Annotated in this window: 22 protein-coding genes; 9 read left to right on the forward strand and 13 right to left on the reverse strand. The window is 69.2% G+C overall.

The annotated features are described in order from the left end of the window. Window positions 1–201 precede the first annotated feature (201 nt). Both J2850_RS28280 and J2850_RS28285 read left to right on the forward strand, forming a co-directional pair. The gene (locus J2850_RS28280; RefSeq protein ID WP_209989839.1) at window positions 202–609 is read left to right on the forward strand and encodes a hypothetical protein; all 408 of its coding nucleotides are present in this window, start codon (window positions 202–204) and stop codon (window positions 607–609) included. Window positions 610–654: 45 nt separating this feature from the next. Beyond that, window positions 655–2166, forward strand: coding sequence for a multicopper oxidase family protein (locus J2850_RS28285; RefSeq protein ID WP_209989841.1), 1512 nt, complete (start codon window positions 655–657; stop codon window positions 2164–2166). Between the two features lie 13 nt (window positions 2167–2179). On the opposite strand, the gene J2850_RS28290 is transcribed toward J2850_RS28285, so the two are convergent. From J2850_RS28290 to J2850_RS28315, 6 genes are all read right to left on the reverse strand, one after another. Further along, window positions 2180–2404, reverse strand: coding sequence for a SlyX family protein (locus tag J2850_RS28290; protein WP_209989843.1), 225 nt, complete (start codon window positions 2402–2404; stop codon window positions 2180–2182). A gap of 86 nt (window positions 2405–2490) precedes the next feature. Beyond that, window positions 2491–3777 (reverse strand): Nramp family divalent metal transporter, encoded by a 1287-nt coding sequence (locus J2850_RS28295; protein ID WP_209989845.1) that lies wholly within the window; start codon window positions 3775–3777, stop codon window positions 2491–2493. Between the two features lie 196 nt (window positions 3778–3973). After that, window positions 3974–6166 (reverse strand): helicase-related protein, encoded by a 2193-nt coding sequence (locus J2850_RS28300; protein WP_209989846.1) that lies wholly within the window; start codon window positions 6164–6166, stop codon window positions 3974–3976. Beyond that, window positions 6163–6984 (reverse strand): TrmH family RNA methyltransferase, encoded by an 822-nt coding sequence (locus J2850_RS28305; protein ID WP_246513689.1) that lies wholly within the window; start codon window positions 6982–6984, stop codon window positions 6163–6165. Before J2850_RS28305 ends, J2850_RS28300 begins: the two co-directional genes overlap by 4 nt. 572 nt (window positions 6985–7556) lie before the next feature. Then, window positions 7557–7907, reverse strand: coding sequence for a hypothetical protein (locus tag J2850_RS28310; protein WP_209989850.1), 351 nt, complete (start codon window positions 7905–7907; stop codon window positions 7557–7559). Window positions 7908–8009: 102 nt separating this feature from the next. Further along, entirely contained in the window at window positions 8010–8330 is a 321-nt protein-coding gene (locus J2850_RS28315; protein ID WP_209989851.1) for a hypothetical protein, read from the reverse strand. A gap of 712 nt (window positions 8331–9042) precedes the next feature. Here J2850_RS28315 and J2850_RS28320 point away from each other — a divergent pair. Together J2850_RS28320 and J2850_RS28325 are read left to right on the forward strand one after the other, a co-directional pair. Further along, window positions 9043–9270, forward strand: a complete 228-nt coding sequence (locus tag J2850_RS28320) for a lysozyme inhibitor LprI family protein (RefSeq protein ID WP_209989853.1) — start codon at window positions 9043–9045, stop codon at window positions 9268–9270. Beyond that, the gene (locus J2850_RS28325) at window positions 9239–9715 is read left to right on the forward strand and encodes a hypothetical protein (protein ID WP_209989855.1); all 477 of its coding nucleotides are present in this window, start codon (window positions 9239–9241) and stop codon (window positions 9713–9715) included. The genes J2850_RS28320 and J2850_RS28325 overlap by 32 nt, the downstream gene beginning before the upstream one ends. A gap of 34 nt (window positions 9716–9749) precedes the next feature. On the opposite strand, the gene J2850_RS28330 is transcribed toward J2850_RS28325, so the two are convergent. The 5 genes from J2850_RS28330 to J2850_RS28350 form a co-directional block, all read right to left on the reverse strand. Further along, a complete protein-coding gene (locus tag J2850_RS28330; protein ID WP_209989858.1) occupies window positions 9750–10448 on the reverse strand; it encodes a lysozyme inhibitor LprI family protein in 699 nt (232 codons plus the stop codon). A 49-nt stretch (window positions 10449–10497) separates the two neighbouring features. Next, entirely contained in the window at window positions 10498–11241 is a 744-nt protein-coding gene (locus J2850_RS32270) for a PASTA domain-containing protein (protein ID WP_209989861.1), read from the reverse strand. Window positions 11242–11372: 131 nt separating this feature from the next. Next, the gene (locus tag J2850_RS28340) at window positions 11373–11897 is read right to left on the reverse strand and encodes a hypothetical protein (protein ID WP_209989862.1); all 525 of its coding nucleotides are present in this window, start codon (window positions 11895–11897) and stop codon (window positions 11373–11375) included. 17 nt (window positions 11898–11914) lie between these two features. Next, window positions 11915–12811, reverse strand: coding sequence for a lysozyme inhibitor LprI family protein (locus J2850_RS28345; protein ID WP_209989865.1), 897 nt, complete (start codon window positions 12809–12811; stop codon window positions 11915–11917). Between the two features lie 58 nt (window positions 12812–12869). After that, window positions 12870–13862: a lysozyme inhibitor LprI family protein gene (locus J2850_RS28350; protein ID WP_209989868.1), complete on the reverse strand. Its 993-nt coding sequence runs from the start codon at window positions 13860–13862 to the stop codon at window positions 12870–12872. Between the two features lie 442 nt (window positions 13863–14304). Between J2850_RS28350 and J2850_RS28355 the strand changes: the two genes are divergently transcribed. Then, the gene (locus J2850_RS28355; RefSeq protein ID WP_281415094.1) at window positions 14305–16023 is read left to right on the forward strand and encodes an AMP-binding protein; all 1719 of its coding nucleotides are present in this window, start codon (window positions 14305–14307) and stop codon (window positions 16021–16023) included. A gap of 279 nt (window positions 16024–16302) precedes the next feature. Then, window positions 16303–17052, forward strand: coding sequence for an SDR family oxidoreductase (locus J2850_RS28360; RefSeq protein ID WP_209989871.1), 750 nt, complete (start codon window positions 16303–16305; stop codon window positions 17050–17052). A 126-nt stretch (window positions 17053–17178) separates the two neighbouring features. Here J2850_RS28360 and J2850_RS28365 read toward each other — a convergent pair whose 3' ends face one another. Then, window positions 17179–17616 carry a winged helix-turn-helix transcriptional regulator gene (locus J2850_RS28365; RefSeq protein ID WP_246513691.1) on the reverse strand — a complete coding sequence of 146 codons (438 nt, stop codon included), beginning with the start codon at window positions 17614–17616 and terminating at the stop codon, window positions 17179–17181. Between the two features lie 179 nt (window positions 17617–17795). Then, window positions 17796–18461, reverse strand: coding sequence for a helix-turn-helix transcriptional regulator (locus tag J2850_RS28370; RefSeq protein ID WP_246513693.1), 666 nt, complete (start codon window positions 18459–18461; stop codon window positions 17796–17798). Window positions 18462–18569: 108 nt separating this feature from the next. Here J2850_RS28370 and J2850_RS28375 point away from each other — a divergent pair, with 108 nt between their 5' ends. From J2850_RS28375 to J2850_RS28385, 3 genes are all read left to right on the forward strand, one after another. Further along, window positions 18570–19187, forward strand: coding sequence for a superoxide dismutase (locus tag J2850_RS28375; RefSeq protein ID WP_209989874.1), 618 nt, complete (start codon window positions 18570–18572; stop codon window positions 19185–19187). 214 nt (window positions 19188–19401) lie between these two features. Further along, window positions 19402–21717 carry an FdhF/YdeP family oxidoreductase gene (locus J2850_RS28380; RefSeq protein ID WP_209989877.1) on the forward strand — a complete coding sequence of 772 codons (2316 nt, stop codon included), beginning with the start codon at window positions 19402–19404 and terminating at the stop codon, window positions 21715–21717. 317 nt (window positions 21718–22034) lie between these two features. Continuing rightward, on the forward strand, window positions 22035–23036 hold the full coding sequence (locus J2850_RS28385) for a patatin-like phospholipase family protein (RefSeq protein ID WP_246513695.1): 1002 nt from the start codon (window positions 22035–22037) through the stop codon (window positions 23034–23036). Window positions 23037–23051 lie beyond the last annotated feature (15 nt).

The raw sequence follows: 23051 nt of genomic DNA on the forward strand, positions 1-23051 counted from the left end.
GCGCACATTCATCAGACCGCGCCGATCCGATGTCCATGTTGTCGGTGCTGGCTCGTCCCGCGCAGGCGGGAGTAGAACTGCCAAAGTAGTGCTAGGACCTAATGGCTAAGGGCACTCCTTACTGTTCGAAGCGATTGACCGCTCTCTACCGAGCGCCTATCTGAAACGTCATCCGAGCCAACAAAAGTCTTACGGAATCCGATGGGCGTGTGGAAATGGCTGCGCAGGATGGCGGCGGCGGACGGGCGGACGGCGCCCGCCCTGCTGGCCGCCGCCCTGTTGGCGGCCGTGCTCCTGTGGAGCGGCGGGGCATCCGCCGACTGCCCGCACGGTGACATGCCCCCATCCACGACCTCCTGGACCGCCATGCCCGCCGCCATGCCCGCCGCCGGGCCAATGCAGGCTGCACACTGCGCGGGGGATGAGCATCGCCACGCCGATTCGCCCTGCTGCGGCTGGATGGCCTGCGGCACCATGCATGTCGGCCTGATCGGGCTGGAGCCGCTGCCGATTCCGCGCTTTGCCAAAGCGCCGCTCTGCCATGCCGACCTCCGCCTGCAGAAGGGACTGGAGTCGCGGCCGGCCCTGCCACCTCCGCGGCGGGCTTGACCCAGCGCCAAGCCAATCCTGTTCCCTTCATTTCCGGAGTCCGCGATGACTCTTCCGATTTCCCGCCGTCGCCTGCTGTCGGCGGCGCTGGCCGGCGGCTGTGCGGCGGCCCTGACGCCTGCCAAGCCCCATACCGCCGTCGCCGGCCACAGTGGCGGCGATCCCGTCCGCCTGACCGTCCGGCGCCGCACGATCGAGGTGAACGGCAAGGCCGCCAGCGTCTTCGGCATCCGCCGCCCCGACGGCACGGCCGGGTTGGTGCTGGATCCGGGCCAGCGCTTCATGGTCGAACTCGCCAACCGGTCGGGTGAGGACACCGTCATCCACTGGCATGGCCAGACGCCGCCCTATGTCCAGGACGGTGTCGCCGACAAGAACCGTCCGGCGGTCCGCAACGGGGCTTCGGCCAGCTACGATTTCGTCCCTCGTCCGGGCACCCATTGGATGCATTCCCACCTGGGGCTCCAGGAGCAGTCGCTGATGGCCGCCCCGCTGGTGGTTCGCAGCGAGGAGGACCGCCGGGCCGACGAGCAGGACGTGGTGGTGCTGCTGCACGACTTCAGCTTCCGCGATCCGGCCGAACTGCTGGCCTCCCTCGTCGGCCCCAACGGTCAGGCCGGGAGCGGGCATGGCGGCCACGGAACGGCGGCGGGCACGATGGACCATGCCATGATGGGGCACGGCCAGTCCCACGACATGGGCGCTCCCGCCATGGCCGCCGGCAACGGCGGCGGCATGGCGATGGACCTGAACGACGTCGAATACGACGCCTTCCTGGCCAACGACCGCACGCTTGCCGATCCGCAGGTCCTGCGGGTGGAGCGCGGCGGGCGGGTGCGGCTGCGCGTCATCAACGGCGCCACCACCACCGCCTTCCACCTCGACCTCGGCCGGCTGACCGGGCAGGTGGTGGCGGCCGACGGCAATCCGGTGCAGCCGGTGATGGGCAGCCGATTCGGGATCAGCATGGGGCAGCGGCTCGACATCCGCCTGACCCTGCCTGCCGAGGGGGGAGCCTTCCCGATCCTGGCCCTGCGGGAGGGCGGGCCGCAGCGCACCGGCATCATCCTGGCCACGCCGGGCACCGCCGTCGCCAAGCTGGCCCAGCAGGGTGACGAGGCGACCGGTGCGCTCGATCTGTCGCTGGAGAGGCGGCTGGTGGCGCTGGCACCCCTGGTGCCGCGCCAAGCGGACGTGGTCCGGCGGGTTCGCCTGACGGGGGGCATGGCGCCCTATGTCTGGAGCCTGGACGACCGGACGTTCGGGCAGCACCGGCCCGTCTCGGCGCAAGCTGGCCAGCGGGTGGAGCTGACCTTCGAGAACGCCAGCATGATGGCCCATCCCATGCACCTGCACGGCCATCATTTCCAGGTGGTGGCGATCGACGGCCGGCCGGTGGCGGGAGCGGTGCGGGATACGGTGCTGGTGCCGGTGATGGGCAGCGTCACCGTCGCCTTCGATGCCGACAACCCCGGCCGCTGGCCGTTGCACTGCCACAACCTGCTGCACATGGCGACCGGCATGATGACGGAGCTGGTGTACGACGGCTATGCGTGAGCCGCAGCCGGCCTCAATAGTGAGGCGGCGGCCTGTCGTCCTGGGGGGAGCGGATGGCGTATTCCGCCGCCTCCAGGCGGTCGCGCATCCGCTGCACCTGGGCGGTCAGCCGGTCGATGGTCTTGCCCTGCGCGTAGATGACCTCGGACATCTCCTCCGCCATGCGTTCGTGATGGGCGAGGCGGATTTCCAGATCGGCCATCCGCTGTTCGAGACGCTGTTCCTGGGCGGTGTCCATGCTGCTCCGGCCGGGGTTGGGGAAACGGGAAATGGCCGCAACATGGACCATTCACCGCCGTCGGTCGAGAAGATTTTCCTAACTTCTCAGACCATCGCGCTGGTCCCGGCCAGCCAGCCCGACAGGCCGGTCAGCGTCAGGACCATCAGGCTGGCCAGCCGCAGGGTCAGCGGCGCCATTGCCAAGCCGCCCATCAGCTTGCGGTTCTTCAACAGCAGCAGCATCGGGATCAGGATGAAGGGCAGGGTCAGGGCCAGCACCACCTGGCTCAGCACCAGCAGCTCGTCCACGCCGGCATCGCCGGAGCCGCCCAGGATCACCAGCGCTGGCACCAGTGAGGCGCCGCGGGTGATCAGGGCGCGGGTCAGCGGGCGCATCCGCAGGTTCAGGAAGCCTTCGGTCACGATCTGCCCGGCCATCGTGCCGGTGGTGGTGGAGCTCTGCCCGGCCGCCAGCAGCGCGATGGCGAACACCAGGGCGGCGGCCCCGCCGATGCGGCCGCCCAGCAGGGCGTGCGCGTCCTCGATGCCGGGAGCGGCCCCGGCCGAGGTGCCCTGGAAGGCGACGGCGGCGACGGCCAGGATCGAGCCGTTGACCAGCCCGGCCAGCGCCAGCGCGGTCGACAGGTCGATGGTCAGCCAGCGGGCGGCCTGCCGGCGCTCCTCGTCGCCGTGGACGCCGGCCAGCCGCGACCGCACCAGCCCGGAGTGCAGGAACAGGTTGTGCGGCATGACGGTGGCGCCGATGATGCCCAGCGACAGGTAGAGCATCTCCGGGTCGCGGGCGATCTCGATGCTCGGCACCAGCCCGGCCAGCAAGGCCGCCGGATCGGGGCCGGCGACCACCAGTTCCCAGCCGAAGCAGACCACCACCACGCTCATCAGTGCGCCGACCACCAGTTCCGGCGCCCGGCCGCGGGCACCCGGCAAGGCCAGGATGCCGAAGGTCAGCACGGCGGAGACCAGGACGCCGGCGACGATCGGCATGCCGAACAGCAGCTTCAGCGCGATGGCGCTGCCCAGCAGTTCGGCCAGGTCGGTGGCGATCATCGCCAGTTCCGAGACGGCCCAGACCAGCATCGCCACCGGCCGCGGGAAGCGGTCGCGGATCAGGCGCGCCAGATCCTTGCCGGTCGCCAGCGTCAGCCGGACGATCAGCGCCTGGAGGAAGATGCCGGCGAGGCTGGCGATCAGGACCGCCGACAGCAGGGCGAAACCGAAGCTTGAGCCGGCGGCGATGTCGGTCGCCCAGTTGCCGGGATCCATGTAGCCGACCGCCACCACGAAACCGGGGCCGAGCATGGTCCAGAAGCGGCGCGCCGGTGCCGCTGCGGGGCGGCGGTCGGTGTCAGCGATAGTCGAGACGGTCGTCACGCCGGGTGCTCCTGAGCGGTCCGATGAGGGCCTTGTGCTTGGCCGGTGCTTGAAGGATGGCAAGGGCGATCGATAGTGTCCAATTGATGTTATCTAAGGAAGCGATAGGAGATTCCTATTGAGAGGCCGCTTCGGCTGCTTTCCGACAACAGCGGAACAGGCGGTTCGTTCGGCCCGTAGCGGATAAGAGTCCCACTTATCTGCGCCGTGGGCCGAAGCGTTTGCGCGGAGCGCCGCGGAAACCGGCAGCGGGCGGCGGTTCGCGGCGGCGGGCACGCGAGGCCAGGGTGGCCGACAGGCGCTGGCCGATGGCGTCGCGCTGGCCACGCACGCGGTCGCGGTCCGGCAGGACGTCGGGGAACTTGCGCGACGCCCAGAAATAGAGGTCGCAGGCCCGCGACAGTCCTTCCAGCAGGTCGGCCGCCAGCCCGTCGAGGCGGTCCGGCATCAGCCGGCCGAGCGGCAGCGGCTCCTGGGATTCGACGGCGTCGAGGATGGCGGCGAAGACCTTGGCGTCCTCCGCCTCCTCCAGGTCGGCGGGAGCGAGCAGCAGCTCCAGCTTGGCCGCCAGCGGCAGGCGACGGGCGTCGAGCAGGGGCGCGGCGCGGCGCAGCGCCGAGAGGTCGGCGAGCCGGAAGGGCGAGCCGGCGGTGGCGGCGTCGGCGAAGCAGTCGACCAGCAGCCGGGTTTCGTCGCTGCCGACATGGGCGGCGAGCCGGGCCAGCATGGCGCGGGTCGGGCGGACCGGCAGGGGCGCGTCGGCGCGCAGCCGGCGGTCGGGTGCCTCCAGCAGCCGCTTCAGGGTGGCGGGCGTGCCGCGGGCGATCACGCCGAAATAGCCCTCCTCGAACTGGCCGAAGCGCCCGGCGCGGCCGGCGATCTGCTTCACCTCGGTGGCGGTCAGCGGGCGGACGGCGCTGCCGTCGAACTTCTCCAGCGCGGTGAACAGCACGCGGCGGCAGGGCAGGTTCAGCCCCATGCCGATGGCGTCGGTCGCCACCACCACGTCGGCCTCGCCGGACAGGAAGCGCGCCGCCTCGCGCCGCCGCACCGCCGGGGCCAGCGCGCCATAGATGGCTGCGACCGACAGGCCCTGGGCCAGCAACGTGTCGCGCACGCTGTGGATCTCGCGGCGGGAGAAGGCGATCAGGGCGTCGCCGCGCTCCACCTCCGGCCAGTCGAGCCGGCAGTCGAGCATCGACAGCGGGGTCTTGCGCTCCAGCTCCACCACCTCCAGCGGCTCGCCGAGATGGGCGGCGGCACGCTCCACCAGCGGCCGCACCTCGGGAGCGCCGAGGATGTAGACGGTCTCCGCCGGGACGCCCATCAGGGCGGCGGTCCAGGCCCAGCCGCGCGCCGGGTCGGCGAGCATCTGGATCTCGTCGATCACCGCGACCTCCACCGGCCGCTCCGGATCCATCACCTCGATGGTGGAGGCGGTGTGGCGGGCGCCGGGGGTGCGGATCTCCTCCTCGCCGGTGATCAGGGTGGCCGGCGTCCCCTCGGCGTTCAGCCGTTCCATCACCTCCAGCGCCAGCAGGCGGAGCGGGGCGAGATAGACGCCGTCGCGGGCCTGCTTCAGCGCGGTGATGGCGCGGTGGGTCTTGCCGGAATTGGTCGGGCCGACCACCAGCACCAGCCGGCGGTTCATGCCGCGGGCCAGCGGGAACAGCCGTTCGAAGCGGGAGAAGTCGAACTGGCGGTCGACATAGGCGCGGCCCAGCGCCTCCGCCCGCTCGCGGCGCCACTGGTCGTACTCGCGCTCCCAACGGTCGAGCAGTTCGTCGGCGTCGCTGCGGTTGCGGGCGGCCTTGCCGAGGCGACCGGCGAGGCTGGCGAAGCCCCAGTCCGGCGTGTCGCCGGCCCGGCCGGCGAAATCGCGCAGCCGGGTGGCCAGGCGCGACAGCGCCTCGTCCAGCGCCGCGCGCAGGGCCGGGTCGTGGTCGAGGCGGGCCACCAGCTCCGCATCGCCGAGGTCCGAGAGTTCCAGCGCGTCGTAGGTCCGCGACACCTGGATGCGCAGCGGCTGCGGCAGCCCCGGCCAGGGCAGTTCGTCGCCGCGGATGGCGCGCACGCGGGTGCGGTCCTCGCAGGAGAGCAGCGCGCTGTGGCTGCCGGCCAGCGCCCGCCGTCCCTGGGCCAGCAGGGCGTCGCGCCGGTGGGCGCGGTCGATGCGGCCGGCGATCTCCAGCAGGATGGCCTCGCGCCGGTCCGCCGGGACCAGCAGGTCGCGCTTGCCCTTGGGCAGCGGCAGACCGAGCGGCACCAGGCCGCGCGCCTCGGCGTCGGCCGGGCGCAGCACGCCGGCGGCGGCCAGGGTCGTCACTTCGGGATGCGCGACGGCGAGGTCATGGACCAGATGCGGGTCGGCGGGGGTGTGATCGGTCATGCGGCCTGTCCGCTGGCGATGTGGTGGAGCACGATGCCGCTTGTGGTCGCGACATTGAGGGAGTCGAAGCTGCCGGCCATCGGGATGCGCACGCTGCGGGCACGGGCGAGCAGGGCGGCCGGCAGGCCCGGCCCCTCCGACCCGAACAGCAGGGCGGCGCGGCGCGGCGGCGCCAGCGCGGCCAGCGTCTCAGCCCCGCCGGGGCTGAGCGCAACCGCCTCGAAGCCGTGGCGGTCGAGCAGGGCGAGCGCATCCTCGTCGGCCGCCAGCCGGGCGGTCGGCACCAGCAGGGCGGCGCCCACCGACACGCGGATGGCCTTGCGGTAGAGCGGGTCGCAGCAGCCGGGATCGAGGATCACCGCATCGGCGCCGAAGGCGGCGGCGTTGCGGAAGATGCCGCCCATATTGTCGTGGTTGCCGATGCCGAACAGCATCACCACCCGCGCCACCGGCCCGCAGGCGGCCAGCAGGTCACCGGCGGCCGGCTGCACCCCCCTGGCGCCGAGCGCCAGGATGCCGCGGTGCAGGGGAAAGCCGGCGATGCGGTCGAGCACGGCCTGGGCGGCGCTGTAGACCGGGGTGCCGGTGGGCACCTGCGCCAGCAGCGGCGCCATCGCCGCCACCCGTTTGTCGGCCAGCAGCAGCGACAGGGTGCGGTGGCGGGTGGACTGCACGAGGCCGCGCACCACCACCGCCCCCTCGGCGATGAACAGCCCGTCGCGCCCGACCAGATCGCGCTCCCGGACATCGCGATAGGGCTCGATGCGCGGGTCGTCGGGATCGTCGATGGGAATGACGGCAGGCAGATCTGGCGGCAAGGCGGGCGGCTCCACGGTCGGGTTCGGGGGCATGCGTGGTGCGGGCTTGTTTAGTGCATCGGGGAGTCGCTTGCCAGCCGCCGGCATGGTCCATCCCGAGAACCGGCCGCGGCGTGCGTCGGTCCCTTTCCGGTCCGATGGCCCTCCGCATGGAACATTTGGAACAGGGAATCCGCATCTGTTCCATCGCTCAGATCGCCGGCCGGGTAGCCGCCGGGGTGACAGGGAAGCGGGCAAGTGAGCGTGACGCAGCATCGCCTTCCCGATGGGGCGGCGAGGAGAAGGTGGTCGCACATGCTCAAGCTCCAACGGCAAGGGTGGCCATTTATTCCTATCATGGATGGCCGCCGCCGCTAAGGAACTCCGCCAAATCACGTGTCGGTGGTCGGGCACGCCGGTCCTGCGAGACTTGGCGGAAGAGGCGGTGCCCGAACTTGTTCGATTTCGATGTGCCCGGCTGCCCGTCGGAGCAGTCGCCGTCCGCCGTGGTCGTCGGCGTGCCGGCCTGCGAACAGCGCCCCCGGCCAAGACGACAGAGATCCCGCTGCCTCACTGAATCCGGTGCGGGGTCGTTACGGCTTGTTAAGATGAAACCGCGTCAGGCAGACATGCTTGGCCAGCGAGGTTCGCCGGATCGCCACCGGGGGCGTCGTGCCGTAGGGGGCGCCGGTCTTGACGTCGATCTGGTCCTTGTACGGGCCGGCGACATATTCAGACGAGCACTGGCCGTATTTGTTGCAGACTTCGAGCTTGGTGCAGATGACCTGCGTGTCCCGCTCGTAGATGTAGTAATTCGCACCGGAATAGGGCGGCCTCGGGAAGCGCTCGGTCCGCACGGTGATATCGCTCGAAGCGTCGCTGGCCGCCATGGCCTGGAGCGGCAGGATCGCGAGAAGCGTGACCGCAGCCATCATGATGCGCATCGGAATGGATCCTCGAATTCGACAGGCCGGTCCCGCCGGGATCCCGGATCGGCGACGGCACGCTTTGCAGGTGCGATCAGGCAATGCGCCCGATCAAGCGGTTCAGAAAGCCCGTTGCTCTGCCTTCTGCAAGCTGCACTTGCCCGGGTTGGGCGGGATGCCCGCATTGTGATCCTCGGTGAAGGACAGATCGATTCGGCTCACTTCGTAATAGGTTTTGTTGCCGTACATATCCAAGACGAAGTCGACAGTCCTGGCGGAAAAGCTCGCCGGCAAGCGGTAGGTCCGCTGGGGGAAATCCCGAGTTGGCGCGAACACCATCGTCACTTGCTGATTGGCCTCGTCCAGGGAAAGATCGATCCCTTTCGGGCCATTGATCGTCGTGATCACACAGGACAAGTAAACAAGAGCCGCTGCTACCATGGCCGTTCATCACTTCCTATCAGCATGAGCCTGCGAAGCAAGACAGTGAAACCAATGGTATATGGTACCAGCAGGACAATAGCCAGAGCGAGGCTCGGGATCTACCTGTTCGCTCCTCCGTTGCTTCGTCCCGGGCATGTTGCTAGCGTTCCGCACGCCAGCGAAACCGTCAAAGGTCCTGCAAGAGGATGACCGGAAAGCCGATGAGTCCGACGGTTATGCGATTGATCGCACTCGTCCTGCTTCTGGGGCCCTCATCCGCCTGGGCGCAATGCGCGCCCGGCATCCCCTGCTGGGGCAACCCGATGGGCCTTCCGCCCACGGCGCCGAACTCGCCCTACAACAGCGGCGGCTCCTAACGCTTCCATCCGGGCGGCCAGCTTGACGAGGAGGCACCGCAGGCGCCGGCCCTCTGGGCGTCCTTCGCGGTCGATCAGCAGGGACGCCTTGCCTGGATCGTCGACCAGGGGAGCGCCCGGGAAGCGGCGGGCCGGGCCTTAGAGTGCACCGTTCCTGTCCGACCCGGAAACCTCGACCGCGTCCTCCGCCTCCCAGGCGGAGCCGGAGACGGCACCCGATCCGGCGCCGGCCATGGCTCCCACCCGCCCGTCCTATAAGGCTTGCGTCGGCGCGAGCAACGGCTTCACCGCTGCGGCGGACGACTGCATCGGCACGGAATTGGACTACCAGGACGCGCGATTGAACAAGGTCTATGGCGCTCCGCGCGGTGCTCGACCTGGCACGGAAGTCGGCCCTGCGCAGCGAGGAGCTGGAATGGATCGCCTCGCGCGACGCCTCCTGTGCGCCGGCGGAGGATGGCGGCACGGCCGCGATGCTCGACAGCAATGCCTGCCGCGTCGACCGCACGGCCGAGCGTGCGGCAGTGCTGGAGCGGATGCTTGGAGCCCATGCGGCTGGGAACGGTGCCGGGGTCCAATGATCCGGCGGCTGCGTGCGAGACGGAAATGATGGCGCCGCACCGCCTGAAGCCCGTTTTCGCTTCCGTGGCCCTCGCTTTCGGGGCGTTGGCGGCATTCCTCGCAGTGAGCGGCCCCAGGCAGCGCGTCTGGGCGCAGATCCACGGGCGGCAGGCCGGTGCGCTGGCCGAAGGGCTCGGTGGACTCGGCTGGAAGCAGGCATCGACCGAGTTCGATGCCTGCTTCCGGCGGCGCTTTCCCATTGGAACGCCGCTCAGCGACATGGCCGAGGCGCTTCAAGGGGAGGGTTTCGTTCCGACCGTCTCCGAGCTGCCCGGATGGGGCGAGCGGGTGCTACGCCGGGACGGACCCGTTTGCAGGGTCTCGGCGCGCGTCCTCTGGCAGGCCGATGCAGCGGCGCGGCTGACACAGATCCAGGGCCTTTATCGCGAGGACGGTTCCCTGTGAAAGCCGGCCGCCGCGAGGCGGCCGGGCCGGATTTCTATTTGGACGGTGCGGTGGGAAAGTAGGTCCCCGCGACCGATCCGTTCATGCCGCAATAGTCGGGCATCCAGTCGGTCTTGCCCGTTGGCGGCACCGCCTTCACCTCGACGGCCTGACCCTCGCGCTTCAGCCGCAGGGCGGAGCCATCCTCCACCTGGACCTCCAGGACGCCATCGACCACCCGGCCGGTGCCGGCGAGGCTGCAGACCCACCGGGCCGTCACCGGCTCGTTGGTATCCATGCCGATGTCGATTTGGCCATTGGCGCCGGGCCTGATGGCGAGCAGCCCGGTGACGTTGGCCCAATGCCCGACAAGGCCGTCGGTGGCCGGCAGGCGCAGGCCGCGCAGGAACTTCGCCCGGTCCTTGAGCACGTCCAACAGGAGTTTCGCCGGCTTGGCATCGCCGAAGCCGGGACCGAAGACGCGCTCGCGCGATGCCAGGAACCGGGTCTGGTCCCGCACGAGCAAGCGGGCGGTCGCCGGATCGAACGCTTGCAGGCGCTCCTGATAGATCCGGGCGATGTCGGCATCCGCCTTGGCGAGCGCGCCATCGGCGCAGATGGTCTTCTCCACCTGCGAGGCGGCCTTCGCGCAGTCGAAGGAGGGCTGCGCCGGTGCCGCCACCGCCACCGAGGGCAGGGCGGAAACGAGGGCAAGCGCCAAGGCGGTGCCGCCGAGTGTGACAGGGAACCTCATCTGTTTGCTTTCCGTGTCGGGGGTCGAAACCATACGCATGGGAAGGCCGTCATTGGCAGTGCACGCTTTCCCGTATCACCTCGGGCATGTCCGCTTCGCCGATGGTCGTGACCGACAGGGAGCCCGCGGGACCCTTGTAATCGAAGCTGCAATAGCCGAGGCCGGTCCCGGAACAACCGTTCACCTCGATGACGCCCTGCCGGACAAGAGCCTGTTCGCGCGGATCCGTGCTTGGTGTTTGCCGGACGGGGGTCCAGCCCTTGGCGATGAGGGCGGCGCGCGCCTCGTCGATCGGCATGCCCTTGATGTTCGGCACCGTCCCGCGCCCGCCGCATACGGACTCTTCCTTGGGAAGAGGAGCCAGCAGCAGGATCCCGTCCGCCTGCACGCTCAGAATGCCGATCTCGGCCTCGTCGATGTCGCCGTCCATGATACGCACGCTGTCATTCTCGCCGGCGCTGATCGTGCCGAGCGCATCATCCCCGGCCTTGCCGTAGACGAGGGCGACGAGGCGGCCGCCGTCGAAGACGCCGACATTGCCGTCATGAACGACGCAGGTGCCGCTGGTCCCGTTCTCTATGTCGGACGCGAAGCTGACCGCCCGGTAGCGGCCGAGCGGAACGTCGCCGATCACGTGCCAGCCCCGGACGGCAACCGCACGAGCCGCCTCGGATGGCGGCTGCGGGGGGGCGCCGAAACAGCCGTCGCCCTGATTGGCACGGGCGGGGGCCGCAGGCAGTTCGCCGAGCGCCACGAAGCGCAGGTGCTTGATCTTGGAGACGACGTGGGGCACCGGCTCGGCTGCCGCCGATCCGATCGAGGCAGGGCAGAGTGCCAAGGCGATCGCCGCGAGCGAGGAAGGTCGCACGAGTCTCAACGTGATGTCTCCTTGATACGGAGGCGGATGGCGAAGGCCAAAGACGATCAGAAACCATTGGCGTATTGATCGAGGTCGCCTTCGTCGACCCAGCCGGCGGCACAGTCGCCGGCATAGCCGCCTTCGCCGACGCGATGGCAGGACTTACCCGTCCTGGCCTTGTACCACGTGACCGGATGGTCGGCGTTTCGGCACAATTCCTTGCCCTTGCAGGCCGGTACGCTCGCGGTCGGAACGGCGATGACATAGTGGCGCTGGACGTCCCCCCGTCGCGCGATCGCGGCGATGCAGACGAACTGGCTGTCCTTCAGACGGGCGACCGCATGGCCCTTGCCGTCGATGCGGTCGTTGAGGTCGACGCCGTCGGAGCCTTTTGGGGCGGAGACCGCGCCGAAAGAGGAACTGTCGGCACAATCTCCGACCTGCACCGAGAATCCGTCCATCCGGCAGGAGGATTTGCCGTTGCAGGGGAGCGGCGGCACCCCGGCCGGGCTCGACTCGGCGGCATGGGCGCCCACGAGGCCGGAGGCCACGACGAAGAGGCCGGCGAACCAGGGAAGGAGGGACTTCATGAACAGCTCCGGATCGATCACTTCGGGTCGGATGCGCCCGTGAGACGCAACGACTTCGAGGCCATGGCGACGGCCGCGTTCCAGCGCGCCTGTTCGCTCGCCGGATAGCGGATGCGCAAACTGATGAACGCCCCGCCGCGCCCACCCTGAAGGAGGGTCTTCTGATACAGGAGGCCTGTCGCGGTCGTGCAGGAAAACACGATCCAATCGGGTTTGCGCACGAGGTATTCGGGCGGCTGGCGCAGGCAGGCTTTCTGATCGGAGGCCACGAAGGACTTGAGCCCCTCTTCGGCGGCATCGATCAGCCCCGAAACCGTCAGATGCAGGCTGCCATCGGCCGAATGGTAGGCTTGCCCGTCGCCGTTGTCCGGGGGCGGCTCCGCCACGAGATCGCCGGGAACGTCCACGGAGAATCCGAAGCGGACATTCACATAATGCCGGGAGCCGGGGTGCCGGGAGGAGGCCGGCTGTTGCGAGGGCGGCGCGTCCGACAGCGCCTGACTCCAGGTCCGGCGCACCTCGGCGATGCGCGCGGTATAGACCCGCTTCAGACAGGCCGTGTCCCGGCAGGCGTCGCGAACCTGCTCCCGCCAGCGCGCATGATCCGCGCCGAAGGGATCGGAGACCTGGCCGGTCTCGCCGTCGATACCGTTAGTCTCGTCCTCGATCCGGTCGAAGAGCGCCTTCAACTCGCCATCGAGCGCCGACACGTCGGGGTCGGTGCAGATCATCTGCTCGACCCGCGTCGGCTTGCCGGCGCAACCGCCGGCCGCCTGGGCGGTGCCCGCCAGTGCGAGGGTGCCGAGCCCGAGCGCCAGGGCCGGAAGCAGGACCCGGCGGCAGCGGTGGCGAGGCGCGCGGTGGCGAGGGGGGCGGTCGCCCGTTCGAGTGCCGGGCGGCATGGCTGCGGTCACGAGGGCATCCTCCTCCATCCCAGGGAGCGTCCCGCGGGCGCCCGCCTGTGGTTTCGCGTCATTGCGCCGGCGTGGTCTTCCGATCGCCCGCGTTGCCGCCGGCGACCTGATCGGCCGGCGGATAGGTCGGCTTGGTCAGGCAGTCGCTGATCCAGGCATCGTCGGGGTCACGCTGAAGCTCGGCATCGATCTGGGGCTGCGGCTCGGCCGGCGGAGCCTCGGGCGTGGCCGCGTCGGGAGCGGGCTTCTGCCAATGGCCCTGCTGGCTGGCGGGGGCGTCCGGGTCGGGGCAGGCGTCGCCGGCGTCGCCGGACCCGATCGAACAGCTCGCGACGATCGTGAGCTTGCCGCCGACCACCTGCCCGACCGTGCGCGTCTCGGAGACGCTGCCGCTCGCCCAATCCTGGGTCAGCGCGCAGACCCGGTCCCGGTTCTGATAGCTCTGGGTGCCGAAGCAGCCGTAGCTGTAGCTGTCGCGGCCGGGGAGGAAGTCGCAGGAGGTGGAGAAACCGGCGAACGGACCGCCGGTGAATCGGCCGGCGAAGCGGCGCTGGTCGCGGGCGACCGCGATCAGATTGGGCTCGCCCTCATTGTCCTTGGCGCGGCGCGTGAGCTCCCGCGTGCGGGCCTGGATGGCGTCCAACAGGATCTTGCGTTGCGTGTCCGCGTCGGGCGCATCGTCCGCTTCGCTCAAATGGCCGAGCCGGTCGTCGCGGCGGGCGAGCCACCGCTTCTCGCTGGCGACCAGCATGGCGCGGATCTCCGCGTCGGGCGCAGCCTTCAGGATCGCGGAATAGGCGGACCCCAGGGCGGCATCCGCCTTCTGCAACGCCTTGTCCCCGCAGATCATATGGTCGATGGCGGTAGAGGCCTTGCGGCAGTCGATCGCCCATGCCGGGGAGCTGAACAGGAACCCCAGGGCGGGCAAGGCGAGAAGGACGGCCGAGACGGTCCGGCTCTTGCGGAAACCGCCTGCGCGGGGGGTGGAAGCTCCGGCTCCCGAACGAGGCGGGCTGCGGGTGGAGGCAAGAGGCGTGGTTGCGGCCATCATCGTGTTCACTGTCAGCACCCCGAGACTTGGAAATCAGCCACAGTATCGATCTCGCGGCCGGAATTGCGCTGGATGGGGGCCAGCCCTTCGACGCGAGCGGTAAACATATCCCGGCAAATCAGGCGCGCAACCCCTGGAAGAGTTCCGGGCCGGGGCATCGCATATGGCTCTCCGGAGCGTCGGGGAGATGAAATCTTCAACGATGCCGTGGATCTGGGGCGGCCGCGTCCGGGACCTGTCCAGCGGCCTGGGCTCGATGATCGGTGACGCCGCCTTGCGCCGCCAATGCTCCCTGCCGCGCCCGAGCCTGCCCGTCCGCCACGTTGCTCATTGTTAACGCTACAGATTATCATGGGCGTAACCAGATAATGGGCACGCGCGGCCGGATGCGGCGGCGCGCGCAGGAAGACCGAAGGTCGAAGGAATGAAGGGAGAAGCGATCTTGCCGACGATCAGCAATCCGCTGACGCAGAGCTATGTGCATGGCGCCAGCGCGACGCCGCTGCTGGGTGAAACGATGGGCGCGCATCTGGACCGCATGGCGGCGCTGTCGCCCGACAGGCCGGCGTTGGTCGTCCGGCACCAGGATGTCCGCTGGACCTATTCGGAATTCCGGCGGCGGGTGGACGCGATGGCGGCCGGGCTGGTGGCGCTGGGCCTGAAACCGGGCGAGCGCGTCGGCATCTGGTCGCAGAACAATTCCGAATGGGTGCTCACCCAGTTCGCCACCGCGAAGGCCGGACTGGTGCTGGTCAACATCAACCCGGCCTACCGGCTGCACGAACTGGAATACGCCGTCAACAAGGTGGGCTGCGCCGCGCTGATCCTGTCGCCCGCCTTCAAGTCGAGCGACTACATCGGCATGGTGCGCGCCCTGGCGCCGGAACTCGACGGGGCCGGGGACCGTGCGCCGGGCAAGGCGCTGAAGCTGGAGCGGCTGCCGACGCTGCGCCACCTGATCCGCCTGGGGGCCGAGCGGACTCCCGGCATGCTGAACTTCGACGAACTGCCGGCGCTCGCCAGACCGGCCGACGTCGCGGAGCTGGGACGGCTGGCCGGAATCCTGCAGTTCGACGATCCCGTGAACATCCAGTTCACCAGCGGCACCACCGGCAGCCCGAAGGGCGCCACGCTGACCCACCACAACATCCTCAACAACGGCTTCTTCATCGGCGAGGCGATGCGCCTGACCGAGGCGGACCGGCTGTGCATCCCGGTGCCCTTCTACCATTGCTTCGGCATGGTGCTGGGCAATCTCGCCTGCGTCACCCACCGCGCCTGCATGGTGATCCCGGGTGAGGGGTTCGATCCGGTCGCCGTGCTGTCGGCGGTGCAGGAGGAGCGCTGCACCGGCCTGCACGGCGTGCCGACGATGTTCATCGCACTGCTCGACCATCCCGATTTCGGCCGTTACGACCTGTCGAGCCTGCGCACCGGCATCATGGCCGGATCGCCCTGTCCGATCGAGGTGATGAAGCGCGTGGTGTCGGAGATGAACCAGCGCGAGATCACCATCGCCTACGGGATGACCGAGACCAGCCCCGTCAGTTTCCAGAGCTCCACCGACGATCCGCTGGAGCGGCGGGTCTCCACGGTCGGTCGCATCCAGCCGCATCTGGAGGTGAAGATCGTCGATGCCGAGGGGCGGATCGTGCCGCCGGGCACGCCGGGGGAACTGCTGACCCGCGGCTATTCGGTGATGCGCGGCTACTGGGGCGATGCGGAGCAGACGGCGGCGGCGATCGACGCGGCCGGATGGATGCACACCGGCGACCTCGCCACCATCGACGCCGACGGCTATTGCAACATCGTCGGCCGGTTGAAGGACATGGTGATCCGCGGCGGCGAGAACATCTACCCGCGCGAGGTGGAGGAGTTCCTCTACACCCACCCGGACATCGCCGACGTGCAGGTGTTCGGTGTGCCGGACCGGCAGTTCGGCGAGCAGCTCTGCGCCTGGATCCGGCCAAGATCGGGGGCGGCGCTGGCCGAGGAGGACGTCGTCGCCTTCTGCCGCGGAGCGATCGCCCATTACAAGATCCCGAAATACATCCGCTTCGTCGAGGAGTTCCCGATGACGGTGACCGGCAAGATCCAGAAATTCGTGATGCGCAACGCGATGATCGAGGAGTTGGGGCTCGACCAGGAGCGGACGGCATGATTGACCGGGGCCGCTCACCGGCCCGCGGCGTCCCGGGACAGGCGGGAGCCGGGTCGTCCGGATGAGGATGGGGAGCCGAACGCCGAAGGCGGCGCCCTTGGACGTGGCGATCCATTTCCGGAACGGGCGACGCCGTGCGCGTCACGCGCGGCTGACGACCACGTGACCCAGGAGGCCATGGTGTCGCCACAGTCCGTTACTTACCGGAAGGTGCCTACTTCCCACCGGAGAGTGATGGGAATAACCCTGCGGCCGGACTGGCTGGGAAGGAAGACGATCATGGACTTTTCGAAGGCGACCATCCTCGTAACCGGCGGCAATTCCGGAATCGGCCGGGGGCTGGCCGAGGCGCTCGCGTCGCGTGGTGCGCAGGTCATCATCACCGGCCGGAACCCCGGCACGCTGAAGGCGACGCTGGACGCCAACGCAGGCATGCACGGATACGCGCTGGATGTGACGGATGCCGGAAGCCTGAAACGCTTTGCGGCGATGGTGACGGAGCGCCATCCCGATCTGAACGCCGTCATCCACAATGCCGGCATCATGGAGCTGGAAAAGGTCCTGGAGGAACCCTACGACCTCGACCTCGTGGAGCGGACGGTTGCCACCAATCTGCTCGCACCGATCCGCCTGACGGCGGCGCTGCTGCCCCATCTGCGGGCAAAGCGCGAGGCGGCCGTCGTCACCGTGTCCTCCGGCCTTGCCTTCGTGCCGCGGGCCGAGGCCATGACCTACAGCGCCACGAAGGCCGCAATCCATTCATGGACCCAGGGATTGCGTCATGAACTGCGCGGAACGGACATTTCGGTCGTCGAGATCGCGCCGCCGCTCGTGGCGACCGATCTGACGCCCGGGCAGTCGGAGAACCCGCGCGCCATGCCTCTGGGTGCGTTCGTGTCCGAAGCGGTGGAGCTGCTGTGTGCGCCTGAGACGCCGAACGAGGTCCTGGTTCAGCGCGTCATGCCGCAGCGGACGGCCGAGCAGACCGGAAATTTCGACAAGGTCTTCGCGATGATCAACCCGGCCTGAGGCCATGGACCGGCCGGCATCGCCCCCGCGCTGCCGGCGGGGCACTTCGGCGGGGTACCTGGGCGGGGCATCCCTCAGGGCGGAACGCCTGGGCGGGGCGCCTGGGCCGCTTGCGGTCGACGGGAGCTACGGCTGCTCCCGATCGAACGTCCTCCTGGCGGCGGTCACCGCGTCATGGTTCTCCACCGCCCAAATCCAGACATTGCAGAATGCCGCGCCCAGCGTGAGGCCGAGCGGAGAGAGGGTATATTCGACCTTCGGCGGCACGCTGGCGTAGACCCGCCTCATAACCAGGCCGTCGCGCTCCATGCGTCGGAGCGTCTGCGTGAGCATCTTCTGGCTGATGCCGTCGATCCGGCGGGCGATCTCGGAAAACCGCAGCGTCCCGTCCTCCCACAGCGTGTCGAGGATGACGACCGTCCACTTGTCCGCAAAGCCCGACATCATGTCCCCGACCAGCCTTTCGACCGCGGGGTCGACCTGCTTGGGATAGTCTCGTGCCTTATAGGATTGCGCCCTGGCAAGGTCGGCGTCCGAATAGGAAGCCCGAGCGTGATCTTCCATGATGGCTCCTGCCCCTCACTTTCCGAGCGGACGGTACTGCGCGGGAGGTGCCGGTTCAATCGGAGCCGGGCCGCCCGCACCGTTGCGAGCCCGCGTTGCAAGCCGGGGGAGGGAGGGGGCATCGTCGGCCAGCCTTCGCTTTCCCGGTGTCGAAACAGCGCGGACGCGGTGGCGCGCCGTCAACCCGGAACGGCATCGGCGGGTTCGATCCGGTAGGCGCAGCGTCGCCCCCCGGCCACGATGTGCTCCATGCGCCGGATGCGGGTATCCGGCCCGACCAGCCGCTGGAAGACCGCCAGCTCTGCACGGCAGAAGTCCTGGCAGGCCGCGGCGGCCGCACAGATCGGACAGTGGTTTTCGATGAGGAGCAGCGCGCCGTCGGCCTCCTCCCGCCATTCCGCCATATAGCCCTCGCGGTCGCGGATGGACGCCAGAGCGGCGACGCGGTCACGCAGGCCGGTCGTCCCCGCCATCTCGGCCGCGTAGGCCGCCTCGGTCGCGGCTTCCCGCGACTCGATCAGCACATCGAGCGCCTGCTGCCCCAGCCTTTCGCGGACCGCGTGCAGCATCTGCACCGTCAGTTCGGCATGGGTATCCGGAAAGCGGGCGTGCCCGGCCGCCGTGAGCTGCCAGATCTGGGCGGGCCGCCCGACGCCGCGTGGCTGGCTGCTGGCCTCGGCGAGGCCCTCCGTCGCGAGCTTGCCCAGTTGCTGGCGCGCGTTCTCCGGCGTGGTCCCAAGCGCACGGCCAAGGTCGGTCGTGGTCTGCGGGCCGCGCGTCTTCAGAAGCGTCAGCAGCCGGTCGGCCACCGGACGCGGTGACCAGGAACCATTTTCCAAGCTCAAGGTTGACATATTGCCTGACGGGTTGATAAAACAAGTTTGTTCTTGGAAATTTAGCCGTTCCAGCGTGCCCTTGCAATGGCCGAACGGCTTTCGGGAAGGAGAAAACCGATGGCTGATGCGTTCGTTCTCCCTGATCTGCCCTACGCGCCCGACGCCCTGGGGCCGGCGATGTCGCAGGAAACCATGACGCTGCACCACGGCAAGCACCATGCCGCGTATGTGGCCAAGCTCAACGAGCTGGTGCCGTCATCGCCCTTCGCCGGCCTGTCGCTGGAGGATCTCGTCAGGCGCTCCTTCGGCGATCCGTCGGCCCAGGCCATCTTCAACAACGCCGGCCAGCACTGGAACCACATCCAGTTCTGGACCTGGATGAAGCCGAAGGGCGGCGGTGCCGTGCCCGGGGAACTGGAGCGCCGTCTCGTCGACAGCTTCGGCTCGGTCGACGCCTTCAAGGAGGGCTTCGTCAAGGAGGGCGTCGCCCAGTTCGGATCCGGCTGGGTCTGGCTGACCGAGGAGGCGGACGGGCGTCTCGCCCTGATGCGGACCCCGAACGGCGAGAACCCGCTGGCCCATGGCCGGCACGCGCTGCTCGGCTGCGACGTCTGGGAGCATGCCTACTACGTCGACTACCGCAACCGTCGTCCCGACTATCTCAAGGCCTTCGTGGATCAGCTCGTCAACTGGGAGGCCGTGGCGGCCCGCCTGGGACAGGCATCCGCCGCCTGAACCTGCGGCGGCGTTCCATTACGGCTTCCGGCCGGGCGGCGATGCCGTCCGGCCGGTGTGCCTGACGTGACCGGCCGGTTTCCCCGGTACCGGGCACCGTTGCCGGCGGAACGGAACATGCCGCCATCTGCGGGGTTGGACTTCCGTATGCGGTCGACGGCCATGTGGTGGCGGCGACCGCCTTCGAAGCCCAGCTTTATGAAGGCCAGCCCCGATGAGCGTCGATGGACTGTCGGACGACGACAACACCGTGCATTCCGACCAGCCGTCCGGCGGCTGGGGATCCGTCGGGTCCATGGCCCGCATCATGGGGGAGGAGCGTCCGTCCCCCGCGGTGCTGAACACTCTGCGCCGGCAGAACAAGCCGGGCGGCTTCATGTGCGTGTCCTGCGCCTGGGGAAAGCCCGCCAAGCCCCACACCTTCGAATTCTGCGAAAACGGTGCGAAGGCAACCATCTGGGAGCTGACCAGCCGGCGCTGCACGCCGGACTTCTTCGCCGAACATACGGTCAGCGAGCTGAAAGGCTGGAAGGACTACGACCTGGAGCAGCAGGGACGGCTGACGCATCCCATGCGCTATGACCGGGCCACGGACCGCTACGTTCCCTGCGGCTGGGACGAGGCCTTCACCGCCATCGGCTCCGAGCTGCGCGGAATCGCGCCGGACCAGACGGTGTTCTATTCCTCCGGCCGCGCCAGCCTGGAAACCTCCTACCTCTATGCGCTGTTCGCGCGGCTCTATGGGCACAACAACCTGCCCGACAGCTCCAACATGTGCCACGAGACCACCTCGGTCGCGTTGAAGAAGCTGATCGGCTCGCCGGTCGGCACCTGCGTGCTTGACGATTTCGAGAGCTGCAACGCCATCTTCTTCTTCGGCCAGAACACCGGCTCGAACAGTCCGCGGCTGCTCCACCCGCTGCAGGACGCCGTCAAGCGTGGCGTGAAGATCGTCACCTTCAATCCGGTGCGGGAAAAGGGGCTGGAGAGCTTCCGCAATCCACAGAGCCCGCTGGAGATGCTGACCGGCAAGGAGACGCAGATCTCCACCCTCTATTTCCAGCTCAAGGCCGGCGGCGACATCGCGGCGATCACCGGCCTGATCAAGCATGTGCTGGCGGCGGAGGAGCAGCGGCAGGCCGAGGCGGGGACGCCGGTCATCGATCCCGACTTCATCGCCCGCCACACCGTCGGGTTCGAGGAGATGAAGGCGCGGGTCGATGCCGTCGCCTGGGAGGACATCGAGCGCGAGTCCGGGTTGACCCGAGGGGAGCTGAAGCAGGCCGCCGACATCTACATCGAGGCCGACCGCTCCATCGCCATGTACGGCATGGGGCTGACGCAGCAGGTCCACGGCTCGGAGAACCTCGCCGCGCTGGTGAACCTCTGGCTGCTGAAGGGCAACATCGGCCGCGACGGCACCGGCATCTCGCCGGTGCGCGGCCATTCGAACGTCCAGGGGCAGCGGACCGTCGGCATCTCCGAGAAGCCGGAGCTGGTGCCGCTCGATCGGCTGGCCGGGCAGTTCGGCTTCGAACCGCCGCGCACCGAAGGATTGAACACCGTCAAGGCCTGCGAAAAGATCCTGTCCGGCGAGGTCAGGGCGTTCATCGGCCTGGGTGGAAACTTCGTCCGCGCCATTCCGGAGCGCGACCGGATGGAAAAGGCCTGGACTGGCATGCGCCTGACGGTGCAGGTGGCGACCAAGCTGAACCGCAGCCACCTGATCAACGGCGAGGTCGCCTTCCTGCTGCCCTGCCTGGGGCGGTCGGAAGAGGACCTGCAGGCGAGCGGCGCCCAGGCGGTGACGATGGAGGACAGCCTGAGCTGCATCCACGGCTCGCTCGGCAACAACACCCCGGCCAGCCCCGACCTGAAATCGGAAGTCGCCATCGTCGCCGGCATGGCCAAGGCGACCCTGCCGCCGAACCCGAAGGTGACCTGGGACGGGTGGGTGGCCGACTACCGCCGCATCCGTGCCTCGATCGAGGAGACCTATCCCGACCAGTTCCACCGCTTCAACGAGCGGGTGTTCACGCCCGGCGGCTTCTATCGCGGGAATCCGGCGCGCGAGCGCATCTGGAAGACCGAGTCCGGCAAGGCCCACTTCACGCCGCCGGGCAAGCTGCGGGCCGTCGGGTTCGACGACGCGCCGGGGCGCTGGCGGCTGATCACCATGCGCTCGAACGACCAGTTCAACACGACGATCTACGGCTATTCCGACCGGCTGCGCGGCATCGAGGGCACCCGCGACGTACTGCTGATGCACCCCGACGACATCGTGGCGGCCGGCTTGCGGGAAGGGCAGGTGGTCGGGCTTGCCAGCGACGCCGGCGACGGCGTGGATCGGCGGGTGGGCGGCCTGACGGTCACGCCCTTCCGGCTGCCGCGCGGCTGCATCGGCTCCTATTACCCGGAAATGAACCCGCTGATCCCGCTGTGGTACCATGACGAGGCGTCGAAGACCCCGGCCGCCAAGGGCGTGCCGGTGCGCATCGTCCCCGACATGCCGGCGATCGGCCGGGCGTAGGAGGCGGTTCCGGACGGGCGGGGCGGGGGCGCCGGACCGCCCTGCCGGCCCCCCCCTGCCGGCCCCCCCTGCCGGCCCCCCCATGGACGAACCTCCCGCCTGGGGATCGCGGCTCGCCGGCTTGGGGCGCCCTGCCGACAGGCGCTCCCCGACGGCATAGCCCCCTTGCCACGGTCCGCCGCCCCTCTCATGTTGCAGTGCAGCATGAAAGTATGGGGCTGCCGACAATGACCATCATCCGCAGGCTATTGGACCGGTTGCGCCCGGTACCGGCTGTTGCGCCGGCTGTGGCATCGGCTGCGGCGCCTGCCGCCGGAATGCCGCGACTGCCGCCGCCGGAACCGCGCCATGCCCTGCCGCGTCCCCGGCTGGCGCTGGCGCTCCAGGGGGGAGGGGCGCATGGCGCCTTCACCTGGGGCGTGCTCGACCGGCTGCTGGAGGAGGACGTCGAGCTGGCCGGCGTCAGCGGCGCCAGCGCCGGGGCGATGAACGCGGCGATGCTGGTGCAGGGCTGGGCACGCGGCGGGCGCGACGGCGCGCGGGCGGAGCTGGCGGGATTCTGGAAGCGGGTCAGCGACGCCGGACGGCTGGGGCCGATCCAGCCGGGCCTGTCGGGGCGGCTGTTCGGCCGCTGGAACGTCGACCATGCGCCCGGCACCCACCTGATGGAGTGGACGCGGCGCTGGATCACCCCCTACCAGACCCAGCCGGCCGACTTCCATCCGCTGCGCGGCCTGCTGACCGAGATGGTCGAGCCGGAGTTGATCCGCCGCGCCGGGCTGCGGCTGTTCGTCAGCGCCAGCAACGTCCGCACCGGCGCGCTCCGGCTGTTCGACGAGGGGGAGGTCGGGGTCGACCATCTGCTGGCCTCCGCCTGCCTGCCGCACCTGTTCCGCGCCGTCCGCATCGACGGGCAGGATTACTGGGACGGCGGCTATCTCGCCAATCCGCCGCTGTCGCCGCTGGCCGATTCCTGTCCCGACGCCGACCTGCTGGTGGTGGCGATCAACCCGCTGACCTGCGCCACCACGCCGGAGGATCCGGCCGGCATCGCCGCCCGGCTGAACCAGATCACCTTCAACGCCACCCTGCTGCAGGAGTTGCACAGCCTGGCCGGACGGGCGGACGGGCCGCGCCTGCACCTGATCACGGCCGACGAGCATCTCCAGGACCTGGGCGTCTATTCCAAGCTGATGACCGATTGGGGGTTCCTGAGCTGGCTCTTCGACGCCGGGCGCGAGGCGGCGGGCCGGTGGGTGGACGGCGGGCTGCCGGCGGTCGGGGTGGAAAGCACCGCGCGGTCGCCGGCCTTCGCCTGAGGCCGCCCGAACCGC

This window comes from Azospirillum picis, from assembly GCF_017876115.1.
Classification (GTDB): Bacteria; Pseudomonadota; Alphaproteobacteria; order Azospirillales; family Azospirillaceae; genus Azospirillum; species Azospirillum picis.